Annotated in this window: 14 protein-coding genes; 6 read left to right on the forward strand and 8 right to left on the reverse strand. The window is 69.2% G+C overall.

Annotated features, from left to right (window positions below; all coding sequences use genetic code 11):
- Positions 1 to 73: 73 nt before the first annotated feature.
- The 4 genes from bioD to ACSVDM_RS29645 form a co-directional block, all read right to left on the reverse strand.
- The gene (bioD, locus tag ACSVDM_RS29630) at positions 74 to 748 is read right to left on the reverse strand and encodes a dethiobiotin synthase (protein ID WP_439269013.1); all 675 of its coding nucleotides are present in this window, start codon (positions 746 to 748) and stop codon (positions 74 to 76) included.
- A gap of 73 nt (positions 749 to 821) precedes the next feature.
- On the reverse strand, positions 822 to 1,973 hold the full coding sequence (locus tag ACSVDM_RS29635) for an 8-amino-7-oxononanoate synthase (RefSeq protein WP_439269014.1): 1,152 nt from the start codon (positions 1,971 to 1,973) through the stop codon (positions 822 to 824).
- 35 nt (positions 1,974 to 2,008) lie between these two features.
- A complete protein-coding gene (locus tag ACSVDM_RS29640; protein ID WP_439269015.1) occupies positions 2,009 to 3,286 on the reverse strand; it encodes an adenosylmethionine--8-amino-7-oxononanoate transaminase in 1,278 nt (425 codons plus the stop codon).
- 59 nt (positions 3,287 to 3,345) lie between these two features.
- A complete protein-coding gene (locus ACSVDM_RS29645) occupies positions 3,346 to 3,792 on the reverse strand; it encodes a MarR family winged helix-turn-helix transcriptional regulator (RefSeq protein WP_439269016.1) in 447 nt (148 codons plus the stop codon).
- Between the two features lie 28 nt (positions 3,793 to 3,820).
- On the opposite strand from ACSVDM_RS29645, the gene ACSVDM_RS29650 reads away from it, so the two are divergent.
- The 3 genes from ACSVDM_RS29650 to treY are packed head-to-tail and all read left to right on the forward strand — an operon-like array spanning position 3,821 to position 8,858.
- Positions 3,821 to 4,252 (forward strand): cupin domain-containing protein, encoded by a 432-nt coding sequence (locus ACSVDM_RS29650; protein WP_439269032.1) that lies wholly within the window; start codon positions 3,821 to 3,823, stop codon positions 4,250 to 4,252.
- Between the two features lie 57 nt (positions 4,253 to 4,309).
- Positions 4,310 to 6,430, forward strand: coding sequence for a glycogen debranching protein GlgX (gene glgX, locus ACSVDM_RS29655; RefSeq protein WP_439269017.1), 2,121 nt, complete (start codon positions 4,310 to 4,312; stop codon positions 6,428 to 6,430).
- Between the two features lie 7 nt (positions 6,431 to 6,437).
- Positions 6,438 to 8,858: a malto-oligosyltrehalose synthase gene (treY, locus tag ACSVDM_RS29660; RefSeq protein ID WP_439269018.1), complete on the forward strand. Its 2,421-nt coding sequence runs from the start codon at positions 6,438 to 6,440 to the stop codon at positions 8,856 to 8,858.
- Positions 8,859 to 8,894: 36 nt separating this feature from the next.
- Here treY and ACSVDM_RS29665 read toward each other — a convergent pair whose 3' ends face one another.
- Both ACSVDM_RS29665 and ACSVDM_RS29670 read right to left on the reverse strand, forming a co-directional pair.
- Positions 8,895 to 9,311, reverse strand: coding sequence for a hypothetical protein (locus ACSVDM_RS29665; protein ID WP_439269019.1), 417 nt, complete (start codon positions 9,309 to 9,311; stop codon positions 8,895 to 8,897).
- A gap of 28 nt (positions 9,312 to 9,339) precedes the next feature.
- A complete protein-coding gene (locus tag ACSVDM_RS29670) occupies positions 9,340 to 9,696 on the reverse strand; it encodes a nuclear transport factor 2 family protein (RefSeq protein ID WP_084457462.1) in 357 nt (118 codons plus the stop codon).
- Between the two features lie 157 nt (positions 9,697 to 9,853).
- On the opposite strand from ACSVDM_RS29670, the gene ACSVDM_RS29675 reads away from it, so the two are divergent.
- The gene (locus tag ACSVDM_RS29675) at positions 9,854 to 12,718 is read left to right on the forward strand and encodes an AAA family ATPase (protein WP_439269020.1); all 2,865 of its coding nucleotides are present in this window, start codon (positions 9,854 to 9,856) and stop codon (positions 12,716 to 12,718) included.
- A 4-nt stretch (positions 12,719 to 12,722) separates the two neighbouring features.
- Here ACSVDM_RS29675 and ACSVDM_RS29680 read toward each other — a convergent pair whose 3' ends face one another.
- The gene (locus tag ACSVDM_RS29680) at positions 12,723 to 12,938 is read right to left on the reverse strand and encodes a hypothetical protein (protein ID WP_439269021.1); all 216 of its coding nucleotides are present in this window, start codon (positions 12,936 to 12,938) and stop codon (positions 12,723 to 12,725) included.
- Between the two features lie 97 nt (positions 12,939 to 13,035).
- Here ACSVDM_RS29680 and ACSVDM_RS29685 point away from each other — a divergent pair, with 97 nt between their 5' ends.
- Both ACSVDM_RS29685 and ilvA read left to right on the forward strand, forming a co-directional pair.
- Positions 13,036 to 13,470 carry a nitroreductase family deazaflavin-dependent oxidoreductase gene (locus tag ACSVDM_RS29685; RefSeq protein WP_439269022.1) on the forward strand — a complete coding sequence of 145 codons (435 nt, stop codon included), beginning with the start codon at positions 13,036 to 13,038 and terminating at the stop codon, positions 13,468 to 13,470.
- 49 nt (positions 13,471 to 13,519) lie between these two features.
- On the forward strand, positions 13,520 to 14,872 hold the full coding sequence (gene ilvA, locus ACSVDM_RS29690) for a threonine ammonia-lyase IlvA (protein ID WP_439269023.1): 1,353 nt from the start codon (positions 13,520 to 13,522) through the stop codon (positions 14,870 to 14,872).
- 9 nt (positions 14,873 to 14,881) lie between these two features.
- Here the strand turns inward: ilvA and ACSVDM_RS29695 are convergent, their stop codons facing one another.
- Positions 14,882 to 15,475 carry a TetR/AcrR family transcriptional regulator gene (locus ACSVDM_RS29695; RefSeq protein WP_225282294.1) on the reverse strand — a complete coding sequence of 198 codons (594 nt, stop codon included), beginning with the start codon at positions 15,473 to 15,475 and terminating at the stop codon, positions 14,882 to 14,884.
- Between the last annotated feature and the right edge of the window lie 54 nt (positions 15,476 to 15,529).

The raw sequence follows: 15,529 nt of genomic DNA on the forward strand, positions 1-15,529 counted from the left end.
GCTGAGTCGGTGTCCGTGTCGCTCTGACTCGAACTAAGTTACGTGCCGCCAAACACGAAGTCAAATCGGCTGGTCAGAGCAGGTTTTTCAGATCTTGGTCGAACCAGCCCGGAGCCGCACCGGTGAACCGGTCGCGGTCCCACTGTCCCACCCCTGCGGGTATGGCGCCGAGCAACGGTGTTCCGGTGATCCGGGGCAGATCGTGGCGGTTGCATTCGGAAGCGAGGTCGGGTTCATCGGGCCAGGCGCCGATGACGAGTCCGGCGCAGCGCACTCCCGCGGCAGCAAGGGTTCTTGTGGTGAGTTCGCTGTGATTGAGGGTGCCGAGGCCGGCGGCAGCGACGACCAGAACGGGGGCGCCGAGCTTCTCGGCGAGGTCGAGCAGGGTGAACTCCCCCATCCGGACCAGCAGCCCGCCCGCCCCTTCGACGAGCACCAGGTCGGCGTCGGTGAGCGTCTCGATACCCGCGACCGTCTCCGCGAGCGTCAGCAAGGGCATGCCTGCCCGGCGGGCGGCGGTGTCGGGAGCGAGCGGTTCGGGGTAGCGGGCCAGCTCGAGGGTGCGGGTGACGCCGGTCAGGCGGGTGACATCGGCGAGGTCGCCGGGTTCACCGGGCGCGATGCCGGTCTGGGCTGGTTTGCACACCGCGACCGTCCGGCCCTCGGCCGACGCGGCGGCGGCCACCGCGGCCGTGACCACGGTCTTGCCGACATCGGTCGACGTGCCGCTGATCAGAAGAACACCCATCTCGCTACCTCACCAATCCTCGGTTCATCACCGATCCGTTCTCTTCCTGCCCGGGTTCGGGCGGGCGAGCGCGTCAGACGACCAGCGCGTCCGCACGCGCCTCGGCCAGGACTTCGCCGAGCACCTCGGCGATGGTGTCCAGCTCGGCGGCGGTGAGATCGGCTCGGGCGGTGAGGCGCAGGCGCGAGGTTCCCTCGGGGACCGACGGCGGACGGAAGCAGCCGACTTCGAGCCCGCGCGCTCGGCACGCCTGTGCGGCATCGAAGGCGCGTTGGGCGTCGCCGAGAACGACCGAGACCACGGCCGAGGTCGGTTCGGGCACGCCGGCGATGCGGGCGATGTCCGCCGCGCGGTCCAGGACACGGGTGGCCATGGCCGGGTCGCGGCGCAGCAGTGACAGCGCCGCGCGGGCGGCACCGACGGCAGCGGGTGCCAGGCCGGTGTCGAAGATGAACGTGCGGGCGGCATCGATGAGATGGGCACGAATCCTGCTGTCGGCGAGTACGACTCCACCTTGGGCGGCGAACGCCTTCGACAGGGTGGCGGTGATGACGAGGTCGGGTCGACCCGCCAAGCCCAGTTCGTGCACCAATCCCCTGCCGCCCGCCCCGCGAACGCCGAGCCCGTGGGCTTCGTCGACGACGAGGACCGCGCCGTTGGCCCGGGTGACCCGGTGCAGGTCGGCCAGCGACGCGAGGTCGCCATCGGCGCTGAAGACCGAGTCGGTGAGGACGAGCGCCCGCTCCTCGACGCGCTCGGCCAGCAGCCGGTCGACGGCGGCGACATCGCGGTGCGGCGCGACAGCGATCCGGGCACGGGAGAGCCTGCACGCATCGACGAGCGAGGCGTGGCTGCCCGCGTCGGAGACGATGAAGCTGTCGCGCCCGGCCAGGGCGGTCACCACACCCAGGTTGGCGGCGTAGCCGGAGGCGAAGACCAAACCTGTTTCGGCGCCGACGAATTCGGCCAGTTCGGTTTCCAGGAGTTCGTGTTCGGCGGTGGTTCCGGTGACCAGCCGCGAACCGGTGGAGCCCGTGCCCCAGCGGCGGACCGCGGCGATCGCGCCCTCGATCACTTCCGGGTGACGTACCAGGCCGAGGTAGTCGTTGGAGGCGAGGTCGATGCTCGCCTGCTCGGGTTCGCGCACGCGCAGGTGCCTGCGCAGCCCGGCGGCGGTGCGCGCGGTGGCGCGTTCGTCCAGCCAGCTCAACGGATCCGTAGTCACAGCTGAGGAGGATACTTGAACACCGTTCAGGCCGGTCATCGGATCGAGGCTTTCACGGCCGCGTGCACGGCGCCGGTGATGGTGGCGATATCGGCGGAGCTGCTGATGAACGGCGGCATGGTGTAGACGAGATTGCGGAAAGGACGCAGCCAGGCACCCGCGTCGACAGCGGCGTCGGTGGCTGCGCGCATGTCGACGGATTCGGCGAGTTCGACGACGCCGATGGCCCCGAGCACACGCACGTCGACGACCCCCGGCAGCTCGGCGATCGGCGCGAGACCTTCGCGCAGCTCGCTTTCGATCCGTGCGACCTCACCGCGCCAATCACGCGAGCGCAGCAGTTCGATCGAGGCCACCGCGACCGCGCACGCCAGTGGGTTGCCCATGAAGGTCGGTCCATGCATCAGGCCGCCGTGCGCAGCGCTGATGGTTTCGGCGATGCGGGTGGTGCACAGCGCGGCGGCGAGGGTGAGATAGCCGCCGGTCAGCGCCTTGCCCACGCACATGACGTCCGGGGCCACCCCGGCGTGGTCGGCGGCGAAGAGCGCGCCGGTGCGGCCGAAACCCGTGGCGATCTCGTCGAAGACGAGCAGCACATCGTTGGCGTCGCAGATGCGGCGCAGCTCGGTGAGGTAGCGCGGATCGTGCCAGCGCATACCGCCCGCGCCCTGCACGACGGGCTCGACGATGACGGCGGCCACCTCGTCGAGATGGATGTGGATCGCGTGTTCGAGTTCGGCGACGTAGTCCCGGGTGAATTCGCGCGGTGGCGCGGGCACGAAGACCTGATCGGTGAGGACATCGGTCCACAGCGCATGCATGCCGCCCTCGGGATCGCAGACGCTCATCGGCGTGAAGGTGTCGCCGTGGTAGCCGCCGCGCCAGGTCAGCAGGCGGTTCTTGGCCGGACGGCCGAGCGCCCGCCAGTACTGCAGGCACATCTTCGCGGCCACTTCCACCGAGACCGAGCCGGAGTCGCAGAGGAACACCTTGTCCAGGCCCGCGGGAGTGATCTCGACGAGTAGCTGCGCGAGGCGAACGGCCGGTTCGTGGGTGAGCCCACCGAACATCACGTGACTCATCCGCTGCGACTGCGCGAAGAGAGCTTCGTCGAGCACGGGGTGCCGGTAACCGTGCACGGCCGCCCACCAGGAGCTCATTCCGTCGACGAGTTCACGGCCGTCGGCCAGGGTGAGCCGGGTGCCCGCCGTGCTCGCCACCACCAGCGGTTCGGTGGTAGCCGGGAAGCCGCCGTAGGGATGCCAGACATGGTCGGCGTCCAGGGCGGTGATCTGCTCGGGGGTCAGGTCCACAGCGTGTCCTCGTCGTTGCCCGGTGCCGCCTGCGACGGCCTTGAACGCTGTTCAAGTTATCACCTGTCGCCGACGGCGGACAGACTCGCGACCGCATCGGGAATCCGGGCCAGGGCAGCGCGGACATCGCCGAGCGCGTCGGCGCCCAGCTCGCCGGCGACGGCGGCCTCGATGCGCCGGATCTCCCGCGCGGCCACGGTAAGGGCATCGCGGCCTTTCGCCGTCGGCACGATCAGACGTGCGCGTTTGTCGGCGGGATCAGCGATGCGCTCGACATAACCACAGCGTTCGAGGTGGGTGACCAACTCCCCCATCGACTGCTGGGTCATCCCAGCCGACTCGGCCAGGGCGGTCACCCGCGAGCCGTTCGGCGCCAGATAGCGGAAGACCGCGTAGTGCGCGGGTCGCAGTTCCGTGCCGAGGGTTGCGCGCAGGGCACTGTCGAGTTCCCGTTCGTAGGCATCGGTGGCCTGGACCAGGAGTTTCAGCAGCGTAGACCTTGACATATAGGAAGGGTACCTTTATATCTTGGGTATGGCACGCACCGGCAGGCAGGCGGGCCCGCACTGGCATCCCGAGATCAGCGAGACGTGGACGATCCGCAGCGGGCGGGTGCGCTTCCGCATCGATGGCGCCGACATCGTCGCCGGACCGGGCGACACCGTCACCGCACCGGCGCGTGCAGTGCACGAATTCTGGAACGAGGCCGAGGGCACGGTGATGGACCACGTGATTCGGCCGCCGCTGCGGCACTGGGAGATGTTCGAGTTCTGGAGTGGGCTGGACAACGCGAACAAGACCACCGAGCAGCGATTGCCCCGCAACCCGCTGGCGCTCGCGCTGCTGTGGGAGTACCAGGACGGCTACCTGGCCGGTCCGCCCGCGCTGCTGCAACGGTGGGTTTTCGGCGGGCTCGCCGCGCTGGCCCGGCGCACGGGCCACGCGCGGCGGCTGATGGCGGGGTGACGCAGCACCCAGCGCGAGCACGCGCGGTCAGCACGCGGATTCCTCTACTGTCGTAGCATGTCGAGCCCCAACGACCGAACCGGTGAGGTGACGCCGCTGAGCGTGTGGCCGGGCACGGCCTACCCGCTCGGCGCCACCTACGACGGCGGGGGCACGAACTTCTCGGTGTTCTCCGAGGTGGCCACCCGGGTGGAGCTGTGCCTGATCGGCGAGGACGGGTCCGAGACGCGGGTGGATCTGGACGAGGTGGACGGGTACGTCTGGCACGCCTATCTGCCCTCGGTCGTTCCCGGTCAGCGCTACGGCTTCCGCGTCCACGGGCCCTACGAGCCCGAGCTGGGACTGCGCTGCGATCCGGGCAAACTGCTGCTCGACCCGTACGGCAAGGCCTTCGACGGCGAGTTCGTCAACGATCCCTCGCTCTACACCTACGGCCTGGATTCGCTGGGCCACACCATGACCGGGGTGGTCATCAACCCCTTCTTCGATTGGGGCAACGACCGGCCGCCGAATCGGCCGTATCACGAGACGGTGATCTACGAGGCGCACGTCAAGGGCATGACCATGACGCACCCCGACATCCCCGACGAACTCCGCGGCACCTATGCGGGGCTGGCGCATCCGGCGATCATCGGGCATCTGAAAGCGCTCGGCGTCACGGCGATCGAGCTGATGCCGGTGCACCAGTTCTTCCACGATCACGTGCTCACCGATCAGGGACTGCGAAACTACTGGGGCTACAACAGCATCGGGTATCTGGCCCCGCACAACGAGTACGCCTCGCGCCGCACCGGGGACGCCGCGGTCGCCGAGTTCAAGGCGATGGTGCGGGCGATGCACGCCGAGGGCATCGAGGTGATTCTCGACGTGGTCTACAACCACACCGGCGAGGGCAATCATCTGGGGCCGATTCTGAGCCTGCGCGGTATCGACAATGCCGCCTATTACCGGCTAGACGACGACAACCCCGAGCACTACAAGGATTTCACCGGCACCGGCAACAGTCTCAATGTGCGTCATCCGCACACCCTGCAGCTCATCATGGATTCGCTGCGCTACTGGATCCTCGATATGCACGTCGACGGCTTCCGCTTCGACCTCGCCGCGACGCTCGCGCGTGAATTGCACGATGTGGACCGGCTTTCCGCGTTCTTCGATCTGGTGCACCAGGATCCGGTGGTGAGTCAGGTGAAGCTCATCGCCGAGCCGTGGGACGTGGGCGAGGGTGGCTACCAGGTGGGCAACTTCCCCAGCTTGTGGACCGAATGGAACGGCAAGTACCGCGATACGGTGCGCGACTATTGGCGTGGTGAACCGGCGACATTGGGTGAGTTCGCCTCGCGGCTCACCGGGTCGTCGGATCTGTACGAGCCGACCGGTCGACGGCCCGGTGCGAGCATCAACTTCGTCACCGCGCACGACGGGTTCACCTTGCGGGACCTGGTGTCCTACAACGAGAAACACAACGAGGCCAACGGCGAGGGCAACCGCGACGGCGAAAGCCACAACCGCTCGTGGAACTGCGGTGTCGAGGGGCCGACCGACGACCCCGAGGTGGAGGCACTGCGGGCGCGTCAGCAGCGCAATCTGCTGGCCACGCTGATCCTGAGCCAGGGCACCCCGATGCTGGCCCACGGTGACGAGATGGGCCGTACCCAGCTCGGCAACAACAATGTGTACTGCCAGGACTCGCCGCTGGCGTGGATGGATTGGTCGCTGGCGCAGCAGAACGCGGACCTGCTCGAATTCACCCGCTCGGTGATCGCGTTGCGTACCGAGCATCCGATCTTCCGGCGCCGGCGCTTCCTCGCCCCCGGTCCGGCCGACGGCGAGGGGCATCGCCGCGAGATCGCCTGGTTCACGCCCGCCGGGGCGGAGATGACCACCGACGACTGGCACAGCGGATTCGGCAAATCCCTCGCCGTGCTGCTCGACGGCGACGGTATTCCCGAGCCCGGCCCGCGCGGGGAACGGATCAGCGACGACTCGTTCCTGCTGTGCTTCAATGCGCACGACGAAGCGCTCGATTTCGTGCTGCCCGGGCCGGAGTTCGGCGCCGAATGGGCGCTCGCCCTGGATTGTTCGACCCCCACCGGTGCCGCCGAAGCCGTTCATGCGGCGGCGACGGTGCTGCCCGTGCCCAGCCGCTGCCTGCTCGTATTGCGCCGAACCGCCTAGCGAGACGATGACCGAGACCTACGTGACCGATCCCCTGACCCGGCTGCACCGCGCGCCGATCCGCCCGAGCACGGTGCGCAGCACCTACCGCCTCCAGTTGCGTCCCGACGCGCTGACCTTCGGCGATGCCCGGGCGATTGCCGAATACCTGCAGCAGCTGGGGATTTCGCATCTGTACCTGTCCCCGATCCTGACCGCCGCGCACGGGTCGACGCACGGGTACGACGTCACCGATCCGACCACGGTGTCGGCCGCGCTCGGCGGGCCTGCCGGGCTCAAGGCGCTGTCGGACGAGGTGCGCAGTCGCGGGATGGGTTTGATCGTCGATCTGGTGCCCAACCACGTGGGAGTCGGCGATCCGCAGCAGAATGCGTGGTGGTGGGATGTGCTGCGGCTGGGCCGGAAGTCGCCGTACGCCAGGTACTTCGACATCGACTGGAGTCCGAGCAACGGTGCGGGCGGGCGACTGGCGTTGCCGGTGCTGCAGAACGAGAACGACCCGGCCGCGCTCACCGTCGACCGGTCCGGTCCCGAACCCATGCTCGCGCTGCACGATCTGCGGTTCCCGATCGCGCCCGGCACCGACGGCGACAACGCGCTGCGCATCCACGACCGCCAGCACTACCGGCTGGTGAGCTGGAAGGCCGGGGTGTGCACCTATCGACGGTTCTTCGCGGTGAACAGCCTGGCCGCCGTGCGCCAGGAGGACCCGGAGGTGTTCGAGGCGACGCACCGGGAACTTGCCGCCTGGTGCGAACACGACCTGATCGACGGTGTCCGGGTGGACCATCCGGACGGATTGGCCTATCCGAGTGCCTATCTCACGCGTTTGCGTCGTCTGATCGGGCCCAAGCGGTTGCTGCTGATCGAGAAGATCCTGGCCAATCGTGAACCGCTCGACGCCACCCTGCCGATCGACGGCACCACGGGTTACGACGCACTGGCCGACGTGGGCGGGGTGCTCATCGATCCGGCCGGTGAACCCGCGCTCACCGAGCTGTCACAGCAGGTGGCCGGGCACGGCAGCGATCGCGCCTGGTTCGGTGAGACCGAGCACCGGATCAAACGGGCGGTCGCCGAAACCATTCTGGCCCCGGAGATCCGGAGGCTGGTCGCCGCGATCAAACGTGACGGCAACGCGGGCAGTTTCGACACCCTTGCCGTGAGCAACGCGACCATCGAGGTGCTGGCGTTCATGCCCGTGTACCGGGTGGATTACGCGCCGCTGGCCGGGATGACCGCGGCGGTGGTCGCGGAGGTGGAGAAGCGCAATGCCGAGCTCACGGCGCCGCTGTCGGTACTGGTGACGGCGCTGGCCGTGGGCGGGGAGGCGGCGACGCGGTTCAACCAGGTGTGCGGGGCCATCACCGCGAAAGCGGTGGAGGACACCATGTTCTATCAGGGTGCGCGGTTGGTGTCGCTGCAGGAGGTGGGCGGGAACCCGGCGCGGTTCGGCCACTCCGTCAACGATTTCCACCTGTCCAACAGTGAGCGCTCGCAGCGCTGGCCGGCGACCATGACCACACTGTCGACGCACGACACGAAGCGCGGTGAGGATGTGCGCGCCCGGATCGGTGTGCTCTCGCAGGTGGCCGAGCTCTGGTCGGAGCGGGTGCGTGGCTGGCTCGAAACCACCCCGGCGCCCGACGGTGCCACGGCATTGTTCCTGTTGCAGAACATGTTCGGGGTGTGGCCTGCCGACGGGCGGCCCGCTTCGTCGGTGCCGGGGCTGCGTGACCGGTTGCATCTGTTCGCGGAGAAGTCGATCCGGGAGGCCGGGACCAAGACGTCGTGGGAGGAACCCGACGCGCAGTTCGAGTCGGCGGTGCACGCCTGGCTCGACGCGGTGATCGACGGGCCGGTCGGCACCGGGATCGGCGATCTGGCGCACGAGCTGGCACCGCATGCCTGGTCGGACGCGGTGTCGCAGAAACTGCTGCAGCTGTGCGCACCGGGGATTCCGGACATCTATCAGGGCACCGAGGTGTGGGAGGACTCGCTGGTCGACCCGGACAACCGGCGGCCGGTGAACTTCGCGGTGCGGGCGGGGATGCTCCAATCACTCACCGACACACCGACTCTTGACACCACGGGGGCGGCGAAGATGTGGGTGGTCGCCTATGCGCTGTGGTTGCGGCGGGAGCGGCCGGAATGCTTCGTCGGCGGGATGTACCGGCCGTTCTACGCGGTCGGTGAGCACGCGCACCGGCTCGTCGCCTATGGGCGCGGGCCCGCCGGGGAGGCGCCCGAGGTGATCGTCGCGGCCACCCGGCATTCGGTCGGGTTGGCCGCGACGGGGTGGACCGACACCACCCTGCCCCTGCCCGAAGGCACCTGGACCGACAGGTTGACCGGCAACACCTATGCGGGCACCGTGCGGTTGGACACGTTGTTCACCCGGTTGCCGGTCGCGCTGCTGGTGCGCTGAGAAACGCGGGACCGCCTCGGCGATCCCGCGTCCGGTTCAGCGTCGCAGGCCCAGGTACTGCAGGGCGGCGAAGGCGCCGACCGTCATCGCCTGCATCACGGCCCACACGGCGCCGACCGTCGTCAGGTTCAGGGCGCCGGTGACGACCGCGGCGAGGCTGGCGAGCACCCAGGCGGTGTTGCCGATCGCGACACCGGCCGCGGCTGTCCGGTTGATCGGCGACCTGGCACCGATGACGGCGACGGCCAGGCCGTAGGCGGTGAGGAAGGCGCCGATCGCCAGGCTCGCGGTGGTGTCGAGGCCGAGCAGACGCTCGAGCGGAACCGCGAGGGCGAGGTAGGCGATGCCGTTGGCGCCGGTGACGACGGCATCGGTGCGCAGGGACAGGCGGAGCAGGTTCTCACCCGAGGTGAGCAGGGCGGACGGGCGGCCGGGGCGGGTGGCGGTGGTCATGGCGGATCTCCTGGTGTGTGAAGGTGTTTCAGGCGGCGGCGGGAACGTGGTCGAGGAAGCCGTAGACGCGGTCGATGCGGCCGTCGACGAGGACGGCGACGTCGAAGCCGATCACCACGGCGTCACCGTCGGCGGGGCCGAGACCCCAGGTGAAGCGGACCTGGTCGTGGTGGGCGTCGACCGGGCCGGCCAGCCGGAAGGTCCAGTCGGGGAACTGGGTCTGCACGCCGGCGATGGCGGCTTCGAGTTCGGCGTGTCCGTTCACCGCGACCATCGGGTCGACGTAGCCGACCTGCGGGGTGAACAGCCGGGCGACGGCGGAGCGGCGGGCGCCGGGCTCGCGGGTGTTCCAGGCTTCCAGGTACTGTGCGACGACGGTGTTCATCTCGACCTCCGAAATAGTCTCTGAGCTGGTGTTTCGCTCGTTGTTTCTGCGATGACACCAACGTTATGGGTCGAGTGGGGGTCGGCGAATCAGTCGCCTATAGGTACTTTCGCGACGCGGCTACTGTCATCGCCGGTACGGCGATACGGTTGAGCACATGCTGCACGGACGCGACGCCGAACAGGCCATGCTCGACGACCTGCTCGCCGGTGCGCGTGCCGGGCGCAGCGCGGCCCTCGTGATCCGCGGTGAGGCAGGCATCGGGAAGTCGGCCTTGTTGGATTACGCTGCGGCCCAGGGGATTCCGACGGCGCGAAGCGCGGGTATCGAATCCGAGGCCGAATTGCCCTTCGCCGCACTGCATCTGCTGGTGAAACCGGGCATGGAACTGGTCGGGCAGTTGCCGCCACGCCAGCGCGACGCACTCGAGGCGGCCTTCGGCCTCGGCGAGCACGCACCGGCCGACCGGATGCTCATCGGCCTCGCGGTGCTGACGCTGTTGGCCGAGGAAGCCGCCGACGGCCCGCTGCTGTGCATCGTCGACGACGCGCACTGGCTGGACCAGGCCACCGCCGACGCCCTGCTGTTCGCCGCCCGCCGGCTCGACGCCGAGGGGGTGGTGATGTTGTTCGCGGCCCGCACCGGTCCCGATGACTTCCCGGCACCCGGACTGGCGGAACTCACCTTGACCGGTCTGCCGCCCGAGGCCGCCGCCGCACTACTCGATGCGGGCACGACGCGGTTGTCACCGGCCACCCGCTACCGTCTGCTCGCCGAATCCGGCGGCAATCCCCTTGCCCTGCTGGAACTTCCATCGGTCGTCGGCGACAGCGATGTGGATGCGGCGAACCCGCTCCCCCTGACTCAGCGCCTACAACTGGCCTTCCACAGCCGCATCACGAAGCTTCCGCCCGCCACCCGCACCGTCCTCCTGGTCGCCGCCGCGGCGGGCACGGCGGATATCGGGCGAGTGCTGCAGGCCGCCACCACCCTCGGTGCGGGACTGCCGGACCTGCAGCCGGCACAGGACGCGGACATGATCGACATCGACAGCGGACGACTCACCTGGCGCCACCCGCTACTGCGCTCGGCGGTCTACCAGGGTGCGGCATTGACCCAGCGACTCGCCGCCCACCGCGCACTCGCCGACGCTTACGCACCGCCAGCCCATCCGCCCCCGGCGGTGCACGCCGCGGCGTCTCGACCCGCTGGGCCCGGCGGTACCGGTGCCACCAGCTCGATGAGTGCCACCGACTATTCGGTGATCGATGCCGACTGCTCGACGACCGGCCCCGACGACTCGGAGAACGGTGCCGGAGGTTCGATCGGGTTCGACACTCGGGCAGTTTTCGACGACAACGATGCCGATCTGCGGGCCTGGCATTTGGCTTGCGCGGCAACTGGGCCCGACGAGGAGACCGCCGCCGCGTTGGAGAACACCGCCGATCGCACGCGTCGCCGCACGGGTTTTCACGGGGCGGTCGCGGCGTACGAGCGGGCGGCGACGCTGAGCGTCGACAGTGCGGCGCGGGTGCGACGGCTGGTGCTGGCTGCCGAGACGGCGACGGAGGCCGGGCTCACCGAGCAGGCCGCGCGGCTGGCCGAGCGCGCGGCCGCCCTTGCCGGTGGTGGCGAGTACGAACAGCGGCTCGAGCTGGTGCGGGCGCAAGCCGAGTTCGGTTCGGGCACACCGGGTTCCGCGCATCGGCGCTTCATGTCGGCGGCCCGTGCGGCGCGCACGGACGATCCGGGAACCGCAGCCCGCATCCTCACCAGGGCGGTGCACACCGCCTGGTATCTCGGTCCCGCCGAGCTCGACGAGGTGGCCGGGTTCCTGACGACGTTGCGGTTGGCGGAGGACGACCCGGCCACTCCGATCGCGCGCTATCTGACCGGCTCGGTGTCGGGCAGGCGCACCACCGACCTGCGTGCCGTCGTCGACGCCGCGCGTGCCGCAGGCGCCGACAACCCCGCCGACCTGGTGCAGCTGTGCGGTAGTGGGCTCGTCGTCGGACAGGACGACCAGGTCGACGAGGTGGCCGCCGAACTCATCGCCGAGTGCCGGGAGCAGGGGCGCATCGCCCTGCTCGCGCCGCTGCTGTTCTTTCGCGCCGAATGCCAGCTGTTCGGTGGGCGGCCACGGGAGAGCCGGGTCGCCGCCGAGGAAGGGCTGGGGATCGCCCGCGATATCGGACAGGCACAGTGGGTCAGCCAGTTGCATGCCTTCCTCGCCTACCTGGCGGCGCTGCACGGTGACGAACAGCGCTGCCACGCCGAGGCGGAGCAGGCGGTAGCCGATCAACTCGGCGGGCCGATGGCGGTCGGGGCGTCCTGGGCCCACGCGGCTCGGGGACTGCTCGCGCTCGGCGAGGGCAAGCTCGACCGGGCGCAGGCCGAACTCGAACACATGACGATCGAACCCGCGCGTCACCACGTGATCGGCCTGCGCACGCTGCCGGATCAGATCGAAGTCGCCGTCCGCCTCGGTGCCACCGACCGTGCGAACGAAGCCCTGACCAGGCTCATCGAGTGGTCTGAGCGTGCCGAGCAGCAGTGGATCGCCGCCTTGGCGGCACGTGGGCGGGCGCTGCTGGCCGAGGATCCCGAACCGCATTTCCGCACCGCCCTCGTCGGCAACCGGCCTTTCGAGGAGGCCAGGACCCGCCTCCTCTACGGCGAATGGCTCCGCAGGGACAAACGCAAGGTAGATGCGCGCTCGCAGCTCGAGCAATGTGCCGACGTCTTCGATCGGCTCGGTGCCACGCCCTGGCTCGAACGAGCACGAACCGAGTTGAGCGCCCTGGGCGCGGGGACAACAGCCCGGGCCGACGACGGACCGTTGAGCCTGCTCACACCACAGGAATCACAAATCGTCCGGTTGGCCGCGCAAGGACTGTCGAATCGGGAGATCGCCGCGCGGTTGTTCCTGAGTCATCGCACGGTCGGGCATCACCTGTACAAGGCCTATCCGAAACTCGGTGTGGTGTCGCGCGGCGAACTGAGCGCGCTCGACCTCGAGTGACCGGTCAGCTGCGGGAAGGTGTGCTCGCGGCGCCGACAACCCAGCGAAGAGCCGCGACCGATGCGGCGGCGAGTACGGCGACCTGCGGCGATCCGACGACGAGCAGGAGCAGCGCGGCGACCACGAGCCCGGCGACCAGCGCCTCGAGCTTGTAGACCGGCCACGCGACGCCGGCGACGTCGACCGTCGCGGATGCTGTCGATGGGGTCACCACTGCCATGCACACAGGATAGGCGCAAACAAGAGTTCGGTCCACCGAAACCTCACCGTCGGGTGGGGTCGGGAACATCACAGGCGGAACCGTCGTTGTGCTGGTCATGCCACTGACAGGAGAGTACGCACCGAGCACTTCCGATTGGGCGCGCGAACAGGCGGAGGCCTATGAGGCCTCCGGCGGTGCCGAGGCCACCTCGTTGCAAGGCAAACCGGTCATCCTGCTCACCACCAAGGGCGCGAAGACCGGCAAGCTGCGCAAGACACCACTGATGCGCGTCGAACACGACGGCGAGTACGCCGTGGTGGCCTCGCTGGGCGGCGCCCCGAAGCACCCCGTCTGGTACTACAACATCAAGGCCGAACCGCACGCCGAGCTGCGCGACGGCACAGTCAACAAGGACTACACCGCCCGCGAGGTCTTCGGCGAGGAGAAGGCGCTGTGGTGGGACCGCGCGGTGCGGGTCTGGCCCGATTACGCCGAATATCAGAAGAAGACCGACCGCGAGATTCCGGTCTTCGTGCTGACGCCCCGCTGACCGACCCGCCGACGCCGGACACCCGTGGCTGCCTCGGTAGCATTGTCGGGTGTCCTCCACCGTTGACGTCGCCGAAGTTTCCCTGACCCGTCCGCCGCTCACCGCGGACGAGATCGATGCGGCCGCGCAGCGAATTTCCGACATCATCGAGCCGACACCCCTGCAGTACAGCCCGCGTCTGTCGGCGAGCACCGGCGCGCAGGTGTACCTCAAGCGCGAAGACCTCACCGCCGTGCGCTCCTACAAGCTGCGCGGCGCCTACAACCTGATGGTGCAGCTCACCGACGCCGAACGCGCCGCCGGTGTGGTCGCGGCCAGCGCGGGCAACCACGCGCAGGGCGTGGCCTTCGCCTGCCAGGCGATGGGCGTACGCGGACGCATCTACGTCCCGACGACCACCCCCAAGCAGAAGCGTGACCGCATCCGCGTGCACGGCGGCGAGTTCGTCGAACTGATCGCGGTCGGCGAGACCTACGACGCGGCCGCCGCGGCCGCCGCCGACGACGTGGCTCGCACGGGCGCGACCATGGTTCCCCCGTTCGACGACCCGCGTACCGCGGCGGGCCAGGGCACCATCGCCGCCGAATTCCTCGAACAACTCGGTACCGCACCGGATCTCGTCGTCGTGCCGGTCGGCGGCGGCGGCTGCCTCGCCGGCATCGGCACCTACCTGCGTGAGCGCGCGCCCGGCGCCGGCCTGCTCGGTGTGGAGCCCGCGGGCGCGGCCTCGATGACGGCGGCGCTGGTGGCGAGCGGTCCGGTGACCCTGCCCGAGATCGACCCGTTCGTCGACGGCGCCGCCGTGCGCCGCATCGGTGACCTGCCGTATCAGGCGGCGGCGTCGTTCGGTGGCCGGGTCGTGTCGCACGCCTCGCTCCCGCTGCTCACCACCACCGAGTCCCCCACCGGCACAGCGTCTTTCCGGATGATGCAGGTCGACGAGGGCGCCATCTGCACGGCGATGCTCGACCTGTACCAGAACGAGGGCATCATCGCCGAGCCCGCGGGCGCGCTCGCGACGGCGGCGCTGGCCGAGATCGAAATCGACCCGGGTTCCACCGTTGTGGTGCTGGTGTCGGGCGGCAACAACGATGTGTCGCGCTACGGCGAGATCATCGAGCGGTCCCTGGTGCATCGCGGGCTCAAGCACTACTTCCTGGTGGACTTCCCGCAGGAGCCGGGTGCGCTGCGCCGCTTCCTCGACGACGTCCTCGGGCCCGACGACGACATCACCATGTTCGAGTACGTCAAGCGCAACAACCGCGAGACCGGCGCGGCGCTGGTCGGCATCGAGCTCGGTGCCACCGACGACCTGGCCTCGCTGCTGCACCGCATCGAGGAGTCGCCGATCCAGGCGGAACGCCTGGAGCCGGGCTCGCCCGCGTACCGCTACCTCACCTAGTGAGGCCGGTCAGGCCTTCTTCACGGCGTTGAAGATCAGCTCGCCGTAGATCCGCCACTGCTCGGGGTCGCGTTCCTGCTGGCGGAACAGACTGCCCGCGACACCACCGAGCAGTACGCGCACGTGGCGGGCCGTGACGTCCTCGCGGATCACCCCTTGCCGCTGGCCCGCGAGGATGATCGACTCCAGCGATTCCTCGCCCGCGGGCGACGGCTTCGCGGTCTCGGGCAGTGCTTCGGCGAGGGCCCGGTCGTTGGCGAGGCGCTCGACGGTTTCGGCGAGCAGGTCGCGCAGGATCGTCAACGGGTCACCGCCGGCGTTCAGCTGTTCCAGGGCGGCGAGACCGCGGCGGTAGAACCAGGCGCGCTGATACTGCGCCACCGCCTGCACCAGCGCGTCCTTGGTCGGAAAGCTGCGGTACACGGTCGCCTTGCCGACGCCCGCGCGGGCGGCGACCTGCGGAATCGTGGCCTCGATGCCGTGTTCGGCGAACACTTCGACGGCCGCCGCCACCACGCGCTCGTGATTGCGCCTGGCATCGGATCGCTTGGTGGACCAGTCGACGTCGTGGTCGGTCGTCGGGTCGCACTCGGGTGCAGTCACCCTGCGATTGTGCCGAATCGGACGGTCATGGCGATCACAGCCTCACCCTCTTCA

Source organism: Nocardia sp. JW2, assembly GCF_051843015.1.
Taxonomy (GTDB): domain Bacteria; phylum Actinomycetota; class Actinomycetes; order Mycobacteriales; family Mycobacteriaceae; genus Nocardia; species Nocardia coubleae.